The sequence below is a fragment of the Oceanirhabdus sp. W0125-5 genome, from assembly GCF_027938815.1.
Taxonomy (GTDB): Bacteria; Bacillota; Clostridia; order Clostridiales; family Clostridiaceae; genus Oceanirhabdus.
In genome coordinates this window covers 4,543,405-4,558,802 of the sequence record NZ_CP115913.1, presented here as the reverse complement: position 1 = coordinate 4,558,802, position 15,398 = coordinate 4,543,405, and the positions used below count along the sequence as shown (strand labels likewise).

General features: G+C 30.3%; 13 protein-coding genes and 1 riboswitch. Of the genes, 10 read left to right on the top strand and 3 right to left on the bottom strand.

The window, feature by feature from the left end:
- Nucleotides 1-31 precede the first annotated feature (31 nt).
- Entirely contained in the window at nucleotides 32-505 is a 474-nt protein-coding gene (locus OW730_RS21305) for a VanZ family protein (RefSeq protein WP_271226062.1), read from the bottom strand.
- Between the two features lie 41 nt (nucleotides 506-546).
- On the opposite strand from OW730_RS21305, the gene OW730_RS21300 reads away from it, so the two are divergent.
- The 4 genes from OW730_RS21300 (at nucleotide 547) to OW730_RS21285 (ending at nucleotide 4,476) form a co-directional block, all read left to right on the top strand.
- Entirely contained in the window at nucleotides 547-735 is a 189-nt protein-coding gene (locus OW730_RS21300) for a hypothetical protein (protein WP_271226061.1), read from the top strand.
- Nucleotides 736-778: 43 nt separating this feature from the next.
- Nucleotides 779-1,648 (top strand): SPL family radical SAM protein, encoded by an 870-nt coding sequence (locus OW730_RS21295; protein ID WP_271229613.1) that lies wholly within the window; start codon nucleotides 779-781, stop codon nucleotides 1,646-1,648.
- Between the two features lie 108 nt (nucleotides 1,649-1,756).
- Nucleotides 1,757-2,455, top strand: coding sequence for a zinc dependent phospholipase C family protein (locus tag OW730_RS21290; protein ID WP_271226060.1), 699 nt, complete (start codon nucleotides 1,757-1,759; stop codon nucleotides 2,453-2,455).
- 572 nt (nucleotides 2,456-3,027) lie between these two features.
- On the top strand, nucleotides 3,028-4,476 hold the full coding sequence (locus OW730_RS21285) for an IS1634 family transposase (protein WP_271226059.1): 1,449 nt from the start codon (nucleotides 3,028-3,030) through the stop codon (nucleotides 4,474-4,476).
- A 121-nt stretch (nucleotides 4,477-4,597) separates the two neighbouring features.
- Here OW730_RS21285 and fliB read toward each other — a convergent pair whose 3' ends face one another.
- On the bottom strand, nucleotides 4,598-5,755 hold the full coding sequence (gene fliB, locus OW730_RS21280) for a flagellin lysine-N-methylase (RefSeq protein ID WP_271226058.1): 1,158 nt from the start codon (nucleotides 5,753-5,755) through the stop codon (nucleotides 4,598-4,600).
- Nucleotides 5,756-5,792: 37 nt separating this feature from the next.
- Complete coding sequence (locus tag OW730_RS21275; protein WP_271226057.1) at nucleotides 5,793-6,767, bottom strand: tRNA dihydrouridine synthase; 975 nt, start codon at nucleotides 6,765-6,767, stop codon at nucleotides 5,793-5,795.
- Nucleotides 6,768-7,037: 270 nt separating this feature from the next.
- Between OW730_RS21275 and pepF the strand changes: the two genes are divergently transcribed.
- The 6 genes from pepF (at nucleotide 7,038) to OW730_RS21245 (ending at nucleotide 15,393) form a co-directional block, all read left to right on the top strand.
- Nucleotides 7,038-8,846: an oligoendopeptidase F gene (pepF, locus tag OW730_RS21270; protein ID WP_271226056.1), complete on the top strand. Its 1,809-nt coding sequence runs from the start codon at nucleotides 7,038-7,040 to the stop codon at nucleotides 8,844-8,846.
- Between the two features lie 284 nt (nucleotides 8,847-9,130).
- Complete coding sequence (locus OW730_RS21265) at nucleotides 9,131-9,952, top strand: EFR1 family ferrodoxin (protein ID WP_271226055.1); 822 nt, start codon at nucleotides 9,131-9,133, stop codon at nucleotides 9,950-9,952.
- Nucleotides 9,953-10,081: 129 nt separating this feature from the next.
- Nucleotides 10,082-10,570 carry a VanZ family protein gene (locus tag OW730_RS21260; protein WP_271226054.1) on the top strand — a complete coding sequence of 163 codons (489 nt, stop codon included), beginning with the start codon at nucleotides 10,082-10,084 and terminating at the stop codon, nucleotides 10,568-10,570.
- Between the two features lie 339 nt (nucleotides 10,571-10,909).
- Nucleotides 10,910-11,602, top strand: a complete 693-nt coding sequence (locus OW730_RS21255; RefSeq protein WP_271226053.1) for a single-stranded DNA-binding protein — start codon at nucleotides 10,910-10,912, stop codon at nucleotides 11,600-11,602.
- A 180-nt stretch (nucleotides 11,603-11,782) separates the two neighbouring features.
- Nucleotides 11,783-13,597, top strand: a complete 1,815-nt coding sequence (locus OW730_RS21250; RefSeq protein ID WP_271226052.1) for a 5'-nucleotidase C-terminal domain-containing protein — start codon at nucleotides 11,783-11,785, stop codon at nucleotides 13,595-13,597.
- A gap of 760 nt (nucleotides 13,598-14,357) precedes the next feature.
- Nucleotides 14,358-14,548: riboswitch (cobalamin riboswitch) on the top strand.
- 17 nt (nucleotides 14,549-14,565) lie between these two features.
- On the top strand, nucleotides 14,566-15,393 hold the full coding sequence (locus OW730_RS21245; RefSeq protein ID WP_271226051.1) for a sirohydrochlorin cobaltochelatase: 828 nt from the start codon (nucleotides 14,566-14,568) through the stop codon (nucleotides 15,391-15,393).
- Nucleotides 15,394-15,398: the final 5 nt, after the last annotated feature.

Below are 15,398 nucleotides of genomic sequence, written 5' to 3'. Positions count from 1 at the left end.
TAATGACAGCCCTTTGCGTGGTTATGGTATTTTATTTAAACTTCTGAAGTAGTGTAGCAAATATTTTATATACCAAATAACCTATTGCTGCACCTAAAGTGTTTAATATGATATCATCTATATCAAAGGCTATGCCCCAACGTGAAATATTAAGTAATACTTCTAGTATTTCAGTTAACTCAATAGCCAATGATGTTAAAAAGCCAAGTAATAATGCTTTAAATATAGTGTTAACTTTCTTAAAGATCATAGGAGAGAACATTCCTAATGGAAGTAACAAGATAAAGTTACCGCCAAAGTTTCTAAGTATTAGTTTTATGCGAAATAATTTGCTTCCTCCAGATTCAATCTCCATTCTTTCTAGTTGATAAGTTAATTGTTTAAAAGGTTGTAGGTTATAGGAAAAGTGTTGTTTTAAAATATTGAGGTTTATCTTAGTATAGGGCTTGATGCTTATCCAATAGATGGAGATACCTAAACAAGGAGATTTTATATAAAAAAGCAATGTACTAAAATATTGGAGATATGATATATAAATGCTGTATAATGGAAATAAGTATTTATTATATCCACAATGTTTATCATGATGAGAATCATCCAGACCATAAGAATATAAAAAAATGGGCGGAAGAACAGCTGTATAGAGAATATGATAAAGATTGGACTAACATAATGTTAAAACACATAAAGTATAAAAAAACTGAGTGGGATAAAATTAATGAAACAAAAGAATAGGCAGAGAATATGAGTAATAATGAAACAGAAAGGATATATTAACATGCACTATAAAGAAGTGAAGGGAATTTTATCACCAAAGAATGGTATGAATATATATCGTGGTTGCACACATGGATGTATTTATTGTGATAGCAGAAGTAGGTGCTATAATATGAATCATGATTTTGAAGACATAGAGGTTAAAAGCAATGCATTGATACTACTGGAAGACGCACTTAAGAGAAAAAGAAAAAAGTGTATGATTGGTACTGGTGCTATGAGTGATCCATATATACACCTAGAGGAACAGTTAATGCACACCAGAAAAGCTCTTGAAATAATAGATAAATACGATTTTGGTCTTAGTATTCAGACTAAATCAAATCGTATTCTTAGGGATCTTGATTTACTGAAAAGTATAAATGAAAAGACTAAATGTGTGGTACAGATGACACTAACAACTTATGATGAAGACCTATGTAAAATAATTGAGCCTAATGTAAGTAGTACAAAAGAGCGTTTTGAGGTATTAAAGGTAATGAGAGATAATAAAATACCTACTGTGGTTTGGTTAGATCCAATTTTGCCCTTTATAAATGACACAGAAGAAAACCTAAGAGGCATTCTTGATTACTGCATTGAAGCTAAAGTTTATGGTATTTTATGCTTTAACATGGGGTTAACCTTAAGAGAAGGAAACAGAGAATATTTTTATGCTAAGCTAGATAAGTATTTTCCAGGACTAAAGGAAAAATATCATAAAAAGTACGGATACAGATACGAGATTATTAGTGACAATAATAAAGCCTTGATGGATATTTTCAAATATACTTGCAAGGAAAAGGGGATTGTATATAATGTTAATGAACTTTTCAAGTATATGCATACCTTTGAAGAAAAGGAGAAGGTGGAGCAACTTAGCTTTTTTTAAGGCACTGCATAGCTGCTTAAGTTAACAACTTTCAGAAGGAGATTTTATCCAGATGAAATTTGTGTGTTAATAATAGTTAATAAAAATTCATTTAAACGGAGGGATAATATGGCAGGTATTATTACACATTTAGAAATTGCTAATAGAATAATAAATACATTACCTGATGGAATAATTAAAGATAAAGGTCTGTTTTATGCAGGTTCAATTGCTCCAGATTTAATTCGTATGAGAGAAGGAGTTGTAAGAGCAGATAAAAAACACTCCCACATGAGAGATAACATTGCAGACCTTGATTTTAATAAGAAAGAAAACCTTTCAACCTTTTATAATAGGGTCACTAATTTTATAAATGATAATATGTCTAAAGAGAGCAATATTAATGACTTGTATAGAGGATATGTGGTACATATACTTTCAGATGAAAGGTTTTTGCTTAAAGTTAGACCTGATTTTGTTATGGACATGCATAAATTGGGTATAGTACCAACTGATATATTATTTCGCGACAAGATTTTTTATGACTTAGACTCTCATGATTTTAGACTTTTAGAAGATAATAATGAACTAAAAGAGATATGCACTTTATTAAAAGATGTTGAACTACATAGTGTTCATGACTTTATTACTGAAGAAGAAATAAGTCGAGGAATAGATTGGGTAATAGAAAAATATATAAATAAGGAAAATGAAGTTTCAGAGCCTATCTATATTTCAAATAATAAAATATCAGCATATATTGATGAAACAGCTAATAACATTATAAGCAGATTATCTGATGGTGTAATGTTTCCAAGGATATTTTAAAATAAAATTGAGGTGTTTATTATGAAGTTACAGCCGCTCTGCATTGTTTGTACACCATGCATTGTCTAAAATAGGGTAGTTATATCTTCTGATTTTGTTGGGGTTACAAGGAAATCACTTGAAGAAAAGTATTGTTGCAAGGTAATGATAACACAAGGTGCTTCAGGAAACGTGAAACCTATATATGCTGGTTCACTGGAAGCTTTGGATAAAATGGCACTTGAGATCAGTTATGCCTCTTAATCGTGATACTGCAGATAATTTGATAAGAAGAGTAACTCAAAATTGGATGAAAATGAAATAAATTTACCATAAATAATTAAAGCAACAAAAATGGCAATCAAAGATTGCCATTTTTGTTGCTTTAATTATTTGAGAATATATAAAAAGTGTTTATTATTTCACAAAAAAATGCAATATAATGTTGAAGATGTTGCAATATTTAGAAAATTAATATATAATAATTATAATGTCGTATCATGGAATATGATGTCATATAATATATATTGGTGTCGTGGATGCTGATTATCTAAAGAGATATCTATAAATATTCTCAATTTGAGGTGGAGTACATGAATTCAGAATGTAAATATAAAAATCAAATAACTAAAAACAATAGTCAAACTATTAACAAATCACCAGGGGATGTAGTTTTATTGAAACGTATAATAGATAGGTTAAATATTGAAAAATCAGTTAATAAAATATTGAAGGAAAAAGGGGGTGAAAATAAGTATAAAAATTTAGATAATGGACAAGTTGCTGAGATATTATGTCTAAATAGATTAATCGCACCTAAACCTATGTACAATGTTGCGAAGTGGGCTCATGAAAAAAAATTTATAGGTGATATTCATGAAATACCTGAAAGTTCTATGAATGATGATAGGATATGTGAGTTTCTTGATGTGATTAATCCGCATTTAGAAGATATATGGAATGAAATTATAAATACAGCTATAAAAAAATATAATCTATCATTTGATACTTTATTTAATGATATAACTTCAAGTTATTTTGAAGGTGAATATACTAAATCAGAATTAAATGCATCTGGTTTAAGCAGAAATAAACGATTCTATAAAAAACATATAGAACTAGGTGTTAATTCAAACTTAGAGGGTATTCCCTTAAGTTATTCTATATTCAAAGGGAATACAGCACATGAATCAAATAAAGCAGAAAACATGGCAATAGTCGAGAAGTCTATAACTCAATTTAAAACAAAAAAAGATAAAGCTACTATTGTTGTAGATAGAGCGATGTTGGATGATAAAATAATATTAGGATATAGTAATAGAAAAGATGTAGATTATTTAGGAATGTTAAAACTTACAGATAAATTATGTGAGTTTATAAAAGAAATCGAAGATATTAAATATGTTTTACTAAATACAAAAAGAGATCATGGATTATTTAAGGCTTATCGAACTTCTTACCAATTTACATATAATAATAAAACTGTGGAAGAAACTGTTTTAGTATATTTCAGTGAATCAAAAGCTTTGCATGATAAGAAAACAAGAGATAAATTTATAAAAAGCTATATCAAGTCAATTAATGATTTTGAACTGAAGTTGAATAAAACAATATATAAAAAGCTTGATACTATAGAAAAAAAAGTAACGAAATTAGCAAGGAATGTTAAAGGTGCTAAATATGTAGATGTTGCTATAACTCAAAATAGAGAAGGAAATTTTATGTTAAAGTATTCTATTAATCAAAAAATAATTGATGAAGAGTCAAAATTAGATGGAAAATACATCATTGCAACAAATAATCATACTTTAACAAATGAAGAGATTTTTTATACCTATAAGCAAAGAAATATCTATGAAAAAGATTTTAGTTTAATAAAAGGACCATTGCAGCTACCACTTATTTTTTTAAAAGAAGATACTAAGATAGAGTCTCTAATATTTATTATAATGTTATCATTACTTTCCCACTCACTATTAAAAATGCTTATTTCAGAAAGTGAATTAAATGTTAAAATTTTGGAAATTATAGATACTAAGTAAAATTGAAGCAACAAAAACTGTTTCAGTTTTTGTTGCTCAGGGTATTTAAATTATAAAGTATAGAAAACAAAGTGAAAACAATACATTGTAACTTTGTCAATAAACTAAGTAAGTGACTGAGTTAGTTTGTTGACAACATAATTAAAAGCTCCTCTACGTCAAATACCTCATTAAGGTTAAAAATTTCTCCCAAGGAATCTAAATTTTCCTCTAAATGTTCAATATCTTTAGAATACATATGAATTATATCTACTGCATCCGCATCAGTGAATTCACCATTATTCAGCCATCTTACCACAAATAATTCCTTAATCATTAAATAACTAACTACTGCCAGCTTTACTTTTGCAGAGACATCATAATCAAAAACACCCTTCATAAAATATCTAAATATAAAATAAACTAATAGCTTCTCAAACTTGTACATATTCTCTTCATAATATATATTGAAAGCTTCATGCTTACCTATATATAGTTCTTCTGAATCTTCTTGCCAAAAACATCTCACCAACTCATCAAGATTTAAGGGGTCATTAGGGTGAATATGCTTTAACTCCTTAAATACTTTAATAAATTCATATATGTTTTGGTATTTGATACCTTCTTCATCTTTGTACGTATTTAGGCTCATAATAACTTCATTTATAAAGCTATCATCTAAGTATTTTTCTCTTATCACTTCAATAGCATCTATATCATCTTCATCTATTTTCATTTGAATCTCATCAGCAAATTTAAGAAGTAAAGAAGCTCGAGCATTTAAATCAATCTCACGATTTTGAAGAATATCAATGAAAACCTTTCTACATCTCAAAAGATTTATAAAAAGCATACCATTTATATCATTATATGAAGCAACTTCCTCTGGATTTTCACTTGTCTCAAGCTTCATTTTTTTATTGTCTCTTAATATTATTCGTGCCACTTCTGGACATGATAATGATAATCCCATTTCACGCAAATTCCCAAATTCTTCTGTATATCTTGGATACTGTTTGCATGTATAACAAAGACCATCTTCTCCAATCTCCTTATATATATCACACAGTTTACTTTCATTTAAAAATGGACAGTTATTACCTTTTAATTTGAATATATATTCTTCATCATCTTCAACTATCTCACTTCTTAGTATTTCACCAAATTTTCCTTCTACTTTCTGGTATTTTTTATATGATTCATCATCGATTACTACTTCCCAACCAGCACAACAGGTATCCTCGCACTGTGAAGCTATACATACAAAGTCTTTAAAATAATCTGGTACTCTTATTTTCATTTTTTTCCCTCTCATCTGCAGTTAATTATAATATTTGCTACACACCCCAGTTACCCTGAGTAAATAATCCAGCACCTTCCACAATTTCCTGTTCAGTAAGCAAACATAAAACCGCTTCCCTGTACTCACTTACCTTTTGTGATTTTTTTATTTCTTTAAGATATTCTTTACTGTTTGGAAATATGTATCTCATATACCCCCACAGTTCTTTCATTCTAATTAGTACATGCATATCTTCATTGCATAATTTTATATAGTTATTTAAAAGTTCATCATGAAATTCTTTGAATAATTTCTTATCTATAAGGATATTATTTTTTATCTCATTTACTAACCCAGGGTTAGCAAGTATCCCTCTTCCTAGCATCACGGATTTTACTTTAGGAAAAGCTTGTACAAATTTATTATAATCCTCACCAGTAAAAATATCACCATTATAGCATATAGGATTAGTACTTAAAGATAGTGCATCTTTAAATACCTCTAAATTAGGCTTGTTCCCATAAAAATCTTTCTGTGTTCTAGGATGAATAATCAATTCTTCCATAGGATATTTATTAAAAATCTTTATTAGCTCATAAAATTCCTCTGGATCGTCTTTTCCTATCCTAGTTTTTACAGAAATCTTCATATCATCTATTTTATATATTTCATCTAAAAACCTATCAAGTTCTTCACGTTTTGCTAAAAATCCTGAGCCTTTATATTTTGAAACAACGATTTTAGAAGGACAACCTAAATTTAAGTTAACCTCATTATACCCTAATCTCTGTAGTTTTCTAGAAGTAGCAATAAAACCATCTGAATCATTGGTAAGGATTTGAGGGATTATATTCACCCCTTTATTATTTTCAGGCAAAACATCTATGAAATCTTTGGTTTTATAATTCCTACTTTTATTTGGAACAATAAAGGGTGTAAAGTACTTATCAATATTATGAAAAATCTTATCATAAGAATTTCTATAGGTGTATTCCGTAATTCCATGCATTGGTGCAAAATAATACTGCATTCAGTTACTCCTTTGTAAATATTCTTTAGTAAAAGAGGCTTTAAAGCCTGTACTCCTATGATACAAAAAATCGCTCTAGAACACAATTAAATTTTTCACAGTAAGAGTTGGTTGTAAAAAAATGTCTGTGGACCTGGTACACAGACATTTTTTGGATTAAGAGTATTTTGAAAATAGTGTCATTTTATACTATAATAAGATGAGTAAATAACAAAAATATACAAAGTTACTTTCTAACCATTTATTAGTATAAAAAGGGGTGTTATAAAAATGAGCAAGGTTATAAAAGAAAGAAAAGATGTAGATCAGTCACTTACATGGGATCTATCTGCTTTTTATTCAAAAGAGGAAGAGTATAATGCAGATGTAGAAATGTGTAAAAAACTTACTTCAGAAATTGAGGAAGGGTATAAAGGAAAGCTTTACACAGCAGAAAATATCAATGAGTGTTTGGACAAGTTGAAAAAGTTAAATGAAGTAGCAAATAAGGCAGGCTCTTATTCAAGTCTGTCAGTTTCAGTAGATTATGGAAATAGAGAAAATCAAGAAAGATCAATGAAGTTTTCAAACATTGTATCAGACTTATTTAGTAGACTTAGCTTTATAGATAGTGAACTTATCCAAGCAGATGAAGCAGTTATAGAAGAGGCTATATCTAACTCAAAAGAAAATGCCAACTATTTGAAGGATATTAAGCGAGATAAGAAGCACGCTCTTCATCCTGAGGCAGAAAGGGTATTAGCAGCATTATCATCTACTCTAGGAGCACCGTATACAATATACGGAAAAACTAAACTTACAGATATGAACTTTAAAAGCTTCACTGTAGATGGAGAAGAGCATCCTCTTAGTTTTGGTCTTTTTGAAGGTGAATGGGAGTTTGAAAATAATACAAAATTACGTAGAGCTGCATTTGAGGCATTTTCTTCTAAATTAAGAGAATATCAGAATACTGTAGCAGCTGCATATCAAACTCAAGTACAAAAAGAAAAAACAATGGCAACGCTTAGAGGATTTGATTCTGTTATAGATAGTCTGTTATTTCCACAGAAGGTTGATAGAGAATTATACAATAGACAAATAGATTTAATAATGGAAAAGTTAGCTCCTCATATGAGAAAGTACGCTAAGCTTCTTCAGAAGATTCATAAAATAGATGAAATGACTTTTATGGATTTAAAGCTTGCTGTTGATCCAGATTATGAGCCAAATATAACAGTAGAAGAATCTAAGAAATACATAGAAGAAGCCTTAGGGGTACTAGGGGAAGATTATTTAGAGATGATCAAAAGAGCTTATGATGAGAGATGGATTGATTTTGTACAAAATAAAGGAAAATCTACAGGGGCATTCTGTGCATCACCATATGCAGTACACCCATTTATTTTAATATCATGGACTGAGAAAATGAGAGAAGTATTTGTATTAGCTCATGAGCTTGGTCATGCAGGTCACTTCCATTTATGTGGACAAACTCAAAATATTTTTGATACAAGACCATCATTATATTTTATAGAAGCACCATCTACAATGAATGAAATGTTAATGGCAAATCATCTTATGAAGGTTAATGATGAACCTAGATTTAAGAGATGGGTATTATCTTCTATGATAGGACGTACTTATTATCATAACTTTGTAACGCATCTTTTAGAAGCTGCTTATCAAAGAGAAGTTTACAATATAATAGATAATGGTGGAAGTGTTCAGGCTAGTACCCTTAATGAATTAAAGAGAAGTGTACTTGAAAAGTTCTGGGGAGATGATGTAAAGATAACAGAAGGTGCAGAACTTACTTGGATGAGACAGCCACATTACTACATGGGACTTTATCCATATACTTATAGTGCAGGACTTACTGTAGCAACAGAGGTAAGTAAGAGAATAATAAAAGAAGGACAGCCAGCAGTTGATGATTGGAGAGAGGTTCTAAAAGCAGGTGGAACTAAGACTCCAGTGGAACTTTCAAAAATGGCAGGAGTTGATATAACAACGGATAAGCCGTTACTTGATACTATAGAGCATATTGGAAATATAATTGACGAGATTGTAAGATTAACTGAAGAAATAGAAGGATAGAAAATTAAAAATAGTATATTGTAAAGAAAATCAATGAGGTCAGGTACACACCTAATTTGGGAATGTGTACCTGACCTATATTATTGTATTAAAGATATTTCATACATTCCTCAAGATTTCCTTCTCAAGATTTTAAAATGAGTAAATAAAGTTAGTTTAAGTTTATTAGTTTAAGTTTATTGGTATAGAGTAAAAGTAATAGGGTTCTGTCCATGATATAATAATACATGTGAAAAGAGATTGGGTATTTTAGGATAAATTAATTATGATAGGGGAATATGAGTATGATAAATAAAAAAGTTAAAGCATTATATTTTAGTGCTACTGACACAACAAAAAAGGTAGTAACAAAAATTACAGAGATAATAAATGAAAATATAAATAATAAGATGACTATAGAAAATATTAACTTTACATTTCCTCAAGTTAGAAACAATGAAATATCATTTGGTGAAGATGATGTGGTTATTGTAGGGGTTCCTGTTTATGCTGGAAGGATTCCTAATGTGTTGCTAAAATTTTTAAACAGTATTAGGGGGAATGGAGCGATAGCAATAGCTGTAGTTGTTTATGGAAATAGAAACTATGATGATACATTAATTGAATTAAAAGATATTTTGGAATCTAGAGATTTTAAAGTTATTGCAGGAGGAGCTTTTATAGGAGAACACTCTTTTTCTAAAACTCTAGCTAAAAATAGACCTGATGAAAAGGATATGGAAATAATAAAAGGTTTTGCAGATAAAATATATTTAAAGCTATCAAAAGAAAAGAATTATGATGATGTTGTTGTAAAGGGAAATAAACCATATAGACCATATTATAAGCCAATAAATAAATATGGGGTACAAGTCGATATTAGAAAGGTAGCACCAAAAACAAATAGTAATTGTAATGTATGTAAGTTATGTGTTGATGTATGTCCTATGGGTTCTATTACCAATGAAGATGTTTCTTTATTAAGAGGAATTTGTATTAAATGTGGTGCATGTATTAAAAAATGTCCTAATAATGCAAAATATTATGATGATCACAACTATTTATATCATAAGGTTGAATTAGAAGAACAATTTGCTTATAGAAGAGAACCTGAAATTTTTATATAGAGAATATATTATCAAAGCGTGTAAAATACGCTTTTTTTTACACATAATTTACAACTAAAAATGGTATATGATGGTATACTTATTGAGGGAAAAAAATTAATCTTGATGATTTTAAGAAAAGGAGAGTTTATGAAGAAGAAAAGGGCCATAAGATGGGGATTAGTAATCGGTTGGATGATTGTGATTTTCATGTTCTCCAGTGATGTAGCAGAAACTTCTAATGAGAAAAGTAATTTTATTGTAGAAATTATTGATGCAGTTGGTGTAGATGTAGAGAATGTCTTTAAGGGTAATATTGAGTTTTTAATAAGAAAGCTAGCTCATTTTACTGAATACGGTATTCTGAGTGTATTGATATATAGAGCTGTAACATTTGAATATTTAATTAAGGGTGTAAAGGTATTTACTAAGAAACATTATACAAAGTGTTTTACAATTTCTATATTAATAACTTTTATGTATGCATGTAGTGACGAGTTTCATCAGTTATTTGTTCCAGGAAGAGATGGATCTATTAGAGATGTTCTTATAGATACTTCTGGTGGGATTTTTATCTTGTTATTAATTATAGCAACTCCTTTTATTAAAAATGTAATAAGAGGAAGAATTAAGAGATGAAAATTAAAAGAATTTCTGATTAATCTTGACATATAATTAACATAGAGTACAATGATAATGTAGAGTTTATGGGAAAAATGCTGTGAATTTTTAACAGTTTCAGTAAAGTTAGACCATAATCATGAAAAAAATTTAATTAAATCATTGTTTTGCTCAAAAATCATATTTTGAGAATCATAGTGAAACATAATTTATACTTGTATCAAAATCATGGTACCTAAAGCTTAGTATAAATTATAGTTGAACTTGAATCTCTATTAGTATTGTAATTAAGTACTTTTTATTTTTTATATATAGGAGAATTTTTACTTACGAGTTAACTAGACAGGGGGAAGGGTGATGGCAAGAGAAAATTACGTTCACCTAGTAGGAAAAATTGTTAAAATTGAAGCAATTAACGATATTTCAGATATAATCACATTAGAGGTTGTTCGAAGAAATGGTAAAAGAGATTTCCCAAGAGTTGTGATTTATGAAAGCTTTAAGAAATGTAAAGATTGTTCAGTGAATGATTTCGTTTTTATAAAGGGAATTATGGCAAGCAGAGGGAAAAGACAGGTTATCCATTGTGATATATGCAAGGAAACAAGGGTTATTGAAGGGTTTGAAACAGTAGTTAATGCTATTGATGTAGTAAAACTTTCAGAGGACCTTGATTTTGAGGATTTAAAAGAGATATCTAATCAGGTTTTTATATTAGGTGTTGTATGCAGAAAAGTTAAGTATAGAAAGCTGGCTAGTGGAGTTTCAAATGCTCAGTATCAATTGGCAATAAACAGAAAACTCCATGTATATGAAGAAAATCATAAGAAATCAGATTATGTTTTTGTTACTTCTTTAAGTAATCAGGCGGATGAAGATTATAAAAGGCTTGATGTAGGCTCTCAATGTTTTATAAATGGCGGTATACAAAATAGAAATATTGTAAGAGAGATATCATGTACTAACTGCAGCAACGTTATGAAATTAAGTGAACAAGCTACTGAAATTTGCACATATAACGTTGAGTATCTAAATAACTGTAAATTTTAATAAAAAGAATCTATCAAATTTGGGTAATTTGATAGATTCTTTTATTTTTTTAACTTATAAAGATAAATGAAGAGAAATAACAATAATTTAAATAATCTAAAAATTTAGATATTTACTAATTTTAAAAATACATATATAATAATAAATGTAACTATTATGTAAATGGAGGGTTTAAAAGGCATGAGAACTAAAAAATGGACAAGTTTTTTCGTAGCTTTATTTATGTTAGTGGCGTTTGTTGTGCCAACGAATGCATTTGCTGATACTACAGAGCCTGTGAAGATTGTAATTGGACATACTAATGACTTCCATGGTACGATGATCGCAAGCAAATATGATGGTATTGGTATTGATAGAATTGCTACTTTAGTGGACAAGTTAAGAGCAGAAAATCCAAACTTCTTATTATTAGATGCTGGAGATGCTATCCAAGGTCCGCCTATAGCAACATTAACTAAAGGTGAGAGTGTTATTAGAGCATACAACTTAATTAAGTATGATGCTATGGTAGCTGGAAACCACGATTTCGATTTTGGAAAAGAGAGATTGTTAGAGTTAGTAGAAGTTGCAAATTTCCCAGTTCTATCTGCAAACGTTAAGGATGCAAATGGGGAACTTTTACTTAAAGATTATATTATAAAAGAGTTTGAAGGTGTTAAAGTTGGTATCTTCGGAGTAACTACTCCTGATACAGCATTCATGACACATCCAAAGAATGTTGAAGGATTAACTTTTGAGAATCAAGTTGAAACAGCTAAGAAAATGGTTAAAGAACTTGAATCTAAAGTTGATGTTATAATCGCTGTTGGACACATTGGTATTGAGGGTGAAAATAACTCAGTAGATTTATGTAAAGAGGTTGAAGGAATCGATGTATTCATCGATGGACACAGCCACACTGATATTGTAGAGCCTGTTATGTATGGAGATACTTTATTAGTACAAACTGGTGAAAAAGGAAACAACTTTGGTGTTGTTGAATTAACAGTTGAAAATGGTAAAGTAACTGCTACAGCTAAATTAATTGAAAGAAAAGAAGCTTTAGAATTAGAACCTAAAGCTGAAATGGTAGAATTAGTTGAAACAATTAATAAAGAAAATGAAGAAATTACTTCAGTTGTTGTTGGTAAAACTGACGTGGACTTAGATGGTGAAAGAGCTCATGTTAGAACTGGAGAGACTAACCTAGGTAACCTTATTGCTGACGCAATGCTTGCAGCTACTAAAGCTGATATTGCTTTCACAAATGGTGGAGGAATTAGAGCTTCAATTAAAGCTGGAGATATCACTAAAGGTGATGTTGTTACAGCATTCCCATTCGGTAACACAGTTACAACTAAGAAGATCTTAGGAAAAGATATTATAGCTGCTCTTGAGCATGGTATTGATAGTTATCCACAAGCTAAGGGTGCATTCCCTCACGTTGCAGGTATGACTTATGTATTCAATCCAGCTGCTGAAGCAGGAAACAGAATTGTAGAAGTTATGGTTGGAGATGCTCCAATGGATCCTGAAAAATATTATATCATGGCTACATCTGACTTCTTAGGAGCAGGTGGAGATGGTTATGGTATGTTTAAAGCAGCTGAGAGAGTTGGAGAGTTTATGACTCAAGACGAAGCTCTTGTTGCATTCATTAACAATGATGGAAAAGCAGCAGTTGAAGGAAGAATAGTTTCTTTAGGTGTTTATGTAGTTAAGTATGGTGATACTTTAGGAGAAATTGCTAAAGCATTAGGATTAAAATCATATGAAGAGTTAGTTGCAGTTAATAATGGAATTAACCCTAACATGATATTCCCTGGTGATGTTATAGCTGTTCCTGCAGTAGCTAAAAAAGCTGAAATGAACACTTATAAAGTAGTTGAAGGAGATACATTAGGTAAGATTGCTGAAATGTTCGGAACTACTTATGAGAAGTTAGCAGAAGCTAACGGAATCGAAAATGCTAACATGATCTTTGTTGGAGATGTTATCGAAATTCCTTATAACTAATAAATAAGCTATTAAACGCAGAAACTTAGATTTCTGCGTTTTTTTATTGTTTGGCGTGGGACGAGCCTTTTATATATGTATAATATGCAATTAAGATATATCTCTCTTTTTTAGAATATCGTTGAAGTTATATTCTGTAAATTATGGTGGGGTAGATAGGGTGAAGTTGTTTACATGGACTTGCCTACGAATACTTTCAATATGCAATCAAGATATATCTCTGTTTTTTAAAATATCGTTGAAGTTATATTCTGTAAATTATGGTGGGGTAGATAGGGTGAAGTTGTTTACATGGACTTGCCTAAGTATACTTTCAATATGCAATCAAGATATATCTCTCTTTTTTAAAATACCGTTGAAGTTATTTACTGTAAATAATGGAAAGATATTAAAGGGTGAATTTCAACGGCTTCTTAAAAAAGAGAGCAATATATAATATTTATAAGTAGACAATAGGACAGGGGTATTAGAGAGTTGAGTTAAATAATTGATAGTAATCATAATCTTCAACTTAGAATAATTTTCAACGGTTTCTTAAAAAAGAGAGATATATACCGAAAACATATCACATATAGATGGTGTAGAAGGGAAAGAGAGATTAAGGATAGTTGAAAATTTGGCGAAAATAGTAAAATAAAGTTTGACTACTTTTATAGGTTATAATAAACTTAAACTGTTAGAAAAATGTATTCGGTGCCAGCAGGGATTGTTTAAAAATAACTTCCTCTATGATTGTTTCAAAAAGTGAATAAATAACTCACATTTTTGAAACAAAAGTGGAACTAATTTTTAAGCCGACCCTTAGCTTAAAATGGGAATGTGGTGAGATTCCACAACAGCCCCCGCTACTGTAAGTGAGGACAAATCTTGCAGATCCATTTGAGTATTCAGAGAAGGGCAAGAGGCGGAAGAATCATAAGTCAGGAGACCTGCCGTATGCAAATACAAATCTTCGGAGGGAAGCAAACATGAAAAAAGCAATAGTAGTAGCTAGTTTCGGTACAAGCTATCAGGAAACAAGAAAATTAACTCTTGATGCAATCGAGGGTAAAATTAGAGAGGAATTTCAAGGGTTTGAGGTTGTTAAGGCATACACTTCTCATAGAATAATCAACAAGATTAAGGAGAATGAGGGAATTGTTATTCCAACTCCAGCAGAAGCTGTTAAAGATTTAAAGGATAGAGGTTTTGAGGAAGTTTATGTTCAACCTATCCATGTGATACCAGGTGAAGAGTATGATTATATAAAAATATCTTTAATGCATAAATTCCATGCTGATTTTAAGGTTTTAAAAGTTGGTAGACCACTTCTTTACTTTAAGGGAGAGGAAGAGGATACTCCTGATGATTACACTATGGTATTTGAAGCTCTTGAGGATACATTAAAAGGTAAGGAATGTGTAATAATGATGGGACATGGAACAATGCACTTCTCAACAGCTGCATATTCATGTTTAGAGAGTGTAATTCATGATAATGGTTATGAGAATGTATATATGGCTACAGTAGAAGGTTATCCTACTTTAGATAGAGTAATTAAGAGAATTAAAAGAAAAGGTATAAAGAATGTTACACTTATGCCATTTATGGTTGTAGCAGGAGACCATGCACAGAATGATATGGCTTCAGATGAGGAAGATTCATGGAAGACAATCCTTACAGAAGAAGGGTTCAATGTTGAGATATACATGCATGGACTTGGTGAGAATGAGAAAATAAGAGAAATTTATGTTGATAGAATAAATGATACATTAAGCGGTGAATTTGATACTTTAGGAAAGACAAAGAAGAGATAGGGGTG

What these genes read in the sequence shown, in the direction of transcription:
- OW730_RS21285 (WP_271226059.1), top strand. Translation starts at nt 3,028, where the DNA reads ATGAATTCAGAATGTAAATATAAAAATCAAATAACTAAAAACAATAGT.
- fliB (WP_271226058.1), bottom strand. Translation starts at nt 5,755, where the DNA reads ATGAAAATAAGAGTACCAGATTATTTTAAAGACTTTGTATGTATAGCT.
- OW730_RS21290 (WP_271226060.1), top strand. Translation starts at nt 1,757, where the DNA reads ATGGCAGGTATTATTACACATTTAGAAATTGCTAATAGAATAATAAAT.
- OW730_RS21300 (WP_271226061.1), top strand. Translation starts at nt 547, where the DNA reads ATGGAAATAAGTATTTATTATATCCACAATGTTTATCATGATGAGAAT.
- OW730_RS21275 (WP_271226057.1), bottom strand. Translation starts at nt 6,767, where the DNA reads ATGCAGTATTATTTTGCACCAATGCATGGAATTACGGAATACACCTAT.
- OW730_RS21295 (WP_271229613.1), top strand. Translation starts at nt 779, where the DNA reads ATGCACTATAAAGAAGTGAAGGGAATTTTATCACCAAAGAATGGTATG.
- pepF (WP_271226056.1), top strand. Translation starts at nt 7,038, where the DNA reads ATGAGCAAGGTTATAAAAGAAAGAAAAGATGTAGATCAGTCACTTACA.
- OW730_RS21245 (WP_271226051.1), top strand. Translation starts at nt 14,566, where the DNA reads ATGAAAAAAGCAATAGTAGTAGCTAGTTTCGGTACAAGCTATCAGGAA.
- OW730_RS21265 (WP_271226055.1), top strand. Translation starts at nt 9,131, where the DNA reads ATGATAAATAAAAAAGTTAAAGCATTATATTTTAGTGCTACTGACACA.
- OW730_RS21250 (WP_271226052.1), top strand. Translation starts at nt 11,783, where the DNA reads ATGAGAACTAAAAAATGGACAAGTTTTTTCGTAGCTTTATTTATGTTA.
- OW730_RS21260 (WP_271226054.1), top strand. Translation starts at nt 10,082, where the DNA reads ATGAAGAAGAAAAGGGCCATAAGATGGGGATTAGTAATCGGTTGGATG.
- OW730_RS21255 (WP_271226053.1), top strand. Translation starts at nt 10,910, where the DNA reads ATGGCAAGAGAAAATTACGTTCACCTAGTAGGAAAAATTGTTAAAATT.